The sequence below is a fragment of the Paraconexibacter sp. genome (assembly GCF_041602235.1).
Lineage (GTDB): Bacteria > Actinomycetota > Thermoleophilia > Solirubrobacterales > Solirubrobacteraceae > Paraconexibacter.
The window spans coordinates 1-4,078 of record NZ_JBFIGP010000321.1 but is presented as its reverse complement, the minus strand read 5'-3'; the positions used below and the strand labels follow the sequence as shown (position 1 = coordinate 4,078).

The 4,078-nt window shown below is 68.6% G+C and carries 4 protein-coding genes and 2 tRNA genes; 5 read left to right on the top strand and 1 reads right to left on the bottom strand.

Going from position 1 to position 4,078, the window contains the following annotated elements:
- Positions 1-133 precede the first annotated feature (133 nt).
- On the top strand, positions 134-1,843 hold the full coding sequence (locus tag ABYE80_RS18025) for a recombinase family protein (RefSeq protein ID WP_372791689.1): 1,710 nt from the start codon (positions 134-136) through the stop codon (positions 1,841-1,843).
- On the opposite strand, the gene ABYE80_RS18020 is transcribed toward ABYE80_RS18025, so the two are convergent.
- A tRNA-Leu gene (locus ABYE80_RS18020) sits at positions 1,832-1,918 on the bottom strand. The genes ABYE80_RS18025 and ABYE80_RS18020 overlap by 12 nt on opposite strands.
- Positions 1,919-2,220: 302 nt before the next feature.
- Between ABYE80_RS18020 and ABYE80_RS18015 the strand changes: the two genes are divergently transcribed.
- The 4 genes from ABYE80_RS18015 to ABYE80_RS18000 all read left to right on the top strand — a co-directional run.
- A tRNA-Glu gene (locus ABYE80_RS18015) sits at positions 2,221-2,293 on the top strand.
- Between the two features lie 407 nt (positions 2,294-2,700).
- Positions 2,701-3,195 (top strand): hypothetical protein, encoded by a 495-nt coding sequence (locus ABYE80_RS18010; protein ID WP_372791687.1) that lies wholly within the window; start codon positions 2,701-2,703, stop codon positions 3,193-3,195.
- Positions 3,195-3,809 carry a hypothetical protein gene (locus tag ABYE80_RS18005; RefSeq protein ID WP_372791686.1) on the top strand — a complete coding sequence of 205 codons (615 nt, stop codon included), beginning with the start codon at positions 3,195-3,197 and terminating at the stop codon, positions 3,807-3,809. Before ABYE80_RS18010 ends, ABYE80_RS18005 begins: the two co-directional genes overlap by 1 nt.
- A partial coding sequence (locus tag ABYE80_RS18000) for a hypothetical protein (RefSeq protein ID WP_372791685.1) occupies positions 3,809-4,078 on the top strand: 270 nt, incomplete at its 3' end. The genes ABYE80_RS18005 and ABYE80_RS18000, both read left to right, overlap by 1 nt.

The window sequence follows — 4,078 nt, the reverse complement described above, 5'->3', positions numbered from 1 at the left end:
TTGGCGACCTGCTCGATCGTCGTCTTCTCATCACGGCCCCGAGCGACGCGCACGACGTCCTCACGGAACTCTCTAGGGAACGGCTTGGGCACAGCGACATCCTTTCAACCGGTCTCACGACCAGCCAGATCAGGTGTCACCTACTCGTGCAGCAGACCCCGCCGTCATCTACGCGCGCGTCAGTTCGGCCAAGCAGGCCGAGAAGGATCTCTCGCTGCCCGCGCAGATCACGGCCTGCGCCAAGAAGGCAGAGCACCTCGGTGCCGAGGTCGTCGAGGAGTTCGTCGAGCGCGGTGAGTCCGGCACCACCGCCAACCGCCCGGCGCTCAGGCGCATGCTCACGCAACTGCAGGCCGGCAGCATCGATTACGTCATCGTCCACAAGATCGACCGGCTGGCGCGGAACCGGGCTGACGACGTGGCCATCGTGATGGCCATCCGCAAGACCGGAGCGCAGTTGGTGTCGGTCAGCGAGAACGTCGACGAGACTCCGAGCGGCCTGTTGCTGCATGGCGTCATGAGCTCGATCGCCGAGTTCTACAGCCGCAACTTGGCGAACGAGGTCATGAAGGGCACGAGGGAGAAGGCCAAGCAGGGCGGTACGCCCTACCGGGCGCCGATCGGCTATCTCAACACTCGCGTAATCATCGAAGACCGCGAGGTCCGCACCATCACGGTCGACCCCGAGCGCGCCCCGCTCATCACCGAAGCCTTCCTGCTCTACGCCACCGGCCAGTACGCGCTCTCCGAACTGGCGGCCATCCTCGAAGCCAAGGGGCTGCGCTCGCGCGCTCGGCGCAGCAACGTCCCCAAGCCGCTGGGCGTCAACCAGCTGGCCAAGCTGCTTCGCAGCCGCTACTACGTCGGCATCGTCGAGTACGCCGGCAAGACCTACCAAGGCCGGCACGAGCCGCTGATCGACGCGATCACCTTCCAGACGGTGCAGGAGGTGCTCGACGCCAAGCGCCAGAGCGGCGAGCGCTCTTGGCGCAACCACCACTACCTGCGTGGCAGCGTCTACTGCGCCGAGTGCGGCGGCCGACTGTTCTTCACGCGAGTGCGAGGCAACGGCGGCTACTACGACTACTTCGTCTGCCGCGGACGCCAAGAGCACACCTGCTCGCAGCCAAACCACCGCGTCGGCGCCGTCGAGACCGCCATCGAGCGCTACTACGCCACCGTGACGCTCCCAGAGGAGACCCGGCAGGCGATCCGCGACGCTGTCATCGCCCACGTCAACCACCTGGCCAGCGCCGCCGAGATGGAGATCAAGGAGGCCAAGGCCACCGAGATCCGGCTTGCCCGCGAAGAGCGCAAGCTGCTCGCCGCCCACTACGCCGATCGCATCAGCGACGCCCTGTTCGCCTCCGAGACCGACCGCATCAGCCGCGAGCGCGCCGCCGCGCAGAAGCTCGTCGAGACGCTCGAAGTTCCCTACCAAGAGGCTCTGAAGAACCTCGACACCGCGCTCGAGCTGCTCGACAACGTCCAGGCCGCCTACCTGATGGCCAGCGACCAGGAGCGGCGCCTGTTCAACCAGGCCATCTTCAAACGCCTCGAGATCGCCAGCGAAGACGTCAGCGGCAGCGAGCACGCCGAGCCATTCGGTGACCTCCTCGACGGCGACTTCTTCGCCGCCCTCAACGCCGCAACGCCGCACGTCCGCGCACCAGGCGCCAAGCCCCGCTACCAGCCGGTTCCGGCAGGAACCGGCCGCCAACGCGCCTCCCAGGCGCCCGTCCTGGCCTGCGCCGGAGCAAGCCCGGGGCGCCCAGGAAAGCAAGAACCCCCACGGCAGTTTCCTACCGTGAGGGTTCTCACCTCGAATCAATGGTGCGGATGAGAGGACTCGAACCTCCACGGAGTTGCCTCCACGGCGACCTGAACGCCGCGCGTCTACCAATTCCGCCACATCCGCAGGGCGAGGCGCGACGATAGCGCAGCGGCGGGCGGACGTGATCTCTCGTCACTCCCCAACCAGAGGCTCGGAGCGGCGTTGGTGGTGGTATGCCGACCCGACGAGGTGCTCCGATGCGCTCACCCCGACGCCCGACCCCCCAGGTGCACGTCGCGGCAGGTCCGGCCGCGACCGCGGCCTCCTGACGACGAGATGGCGATGGACGTGCTCGACGCGAACGGACCGACATGGGCTGCGCTCGCGGCGGTGTCGCCGCACCGCGCCGTCGCGCGGTGCTCTGCTACCCTCACCGCGCCGTCCGAGCCGCCATCGTCTAGGGGACTAGGACGCCGCCCTCTCACGGCGGAAACCGGGGTTCGAATCCCCGTGGCGGTACTCACGAAAGCCCTGCGCATGCAGGGCTTTCGCTGTTTCACGGTCACGGCGGCGCCTGGCCCACGCATGACGGAGGAGGTGGCGGCGGCCCCCGTCAGTGGCCGCTGAGCGAGACCTCGTCCGACAGCCGCACTCCGGGTGTTCCGTGCAGGGATCCACGTGCCCTGCGCGAACATCTTTGCTTGCCGTTACTCCAACTTTCGTCTACCCTCGCACTTAACGGGGAGTCGAACGTCACGGAGTTGATGATGGGCAGGGACGTAGGATCCACCCCCAGGCAGGGTCACAGCAGGGTTCGTGTACGAGCCCGCCGACTCGTTGCCACGTGGGCGCTGAGCGTAGGAGCTGTCGGGCTGTTCGCCGGCGCTGCGCAGGCCGCCCCCTGCCCCCCCGCCGTCACCTCCGAGGTGTTCGCCGCGTGGGGCGATCCGGACCCGTACCGCCTGATCCCAGGCGGAGATTTCGAGGGTTCACTGGTCTGGAACCTGTCGTCGGGAGCGGGCCTGTTCGCGGAGAACAGCCCGCTCGGCACGGTGCCTGCCGGGCAGCGGTCGGTGCGGATCACGAACCAGGGGTCGATCACATCCCCCGCGTTCTGCGTCGACGCCGACCATCCCTGGATGCGCTTCATGCTGCGCTCGCGGGGCACCAACGGCAAGACCGACCTGCGGGTCGAGGCGCTGTGGACGGCGCCCGACGGCGGCCAGGGTGTCGCGACGCTCGGTAACGAACGGGCCCGCGGAACCACGACCTGGGACGCGTCGTCGAAGCTCCCGCTGTCCTCGAGGCTGCCCATTCCGAGCGGAGGCTCGCTCGACGTCCGGATCCGCCTGTCCGATCCCGGGAACGACAGCGACTGGCTGATCGACGACGTCTACGTCGATCCGAGAGCGAGCCGCTGATGCCCCGCCGACTCGGACGCCGGCCCACCGCGGTCCTGGCGGGTTCGCTCGCGCTCGCGGTCGCGGGGCTCGTCCCGGCGGCCGCCTCGGCCGATCCGTGCCCGGACGCGAAGTCCTCCCAGGTCTTCGCGAAGTGGGGTGACGAGGACTACTACTCGCTGGCGCCAGGCGGCGACTTCGAGAACGCCTTGACCTGGACGACCTCCGGCAGGGTGAAGCAGAGCGACGAGAACAACCCGTTCGACCTCAGCGGGCCGGGCCGTTCCTCCGTGTACCTCGGGGCAGGGGGCAGCGTCACATCGCCGCCGATCTGCGTGGACACCACGCGTCCGTTCCTGCGGTACGTCACCCAGAGCGCGTGGACCCGGGGCGCGACGAGCCTCCAGGTCGACGCGTTGTTCACGGTCGGCGGGAACCAGACCGCCGTGACACTCGGGTCCATCTCCTCCAAGGGGTACGACGACTGGGGACCATCGCCCCAGGTGCCGCTCGCAACCAAGTTGCCCGTCGAGGCCGGCGCGTCCCTCGACGTCAACCTGCGGTTCTCCGTCGGTGGTGACTCCGGAGGCTTCAAGGTCGACGACGTCTTCATCGACCCCAGAGCGAGTCGCTGATGCCGCGCCGTCTGGGGCGGTCGGGCACGCGGCAGGTCGCCACGGGGACCTTGCTGGTCACGATCGCGTTCGCGGCCGCGCCCGCGATGGTCCACGCCGCCGGATGCCCCGACACGGAGGCGGCACCCGTGTTCTCGCAGTGGAAGGATCCCGATCTCTACTCCCTCGCGCCCGGCGGGGCGTTCGAGGGCGACACCGGATGGATGCGGACGGGAGACGCGACGCTGCACCCCGAGAACAACCCGTTCGGGCTGAGTGGCCCCGGGTCC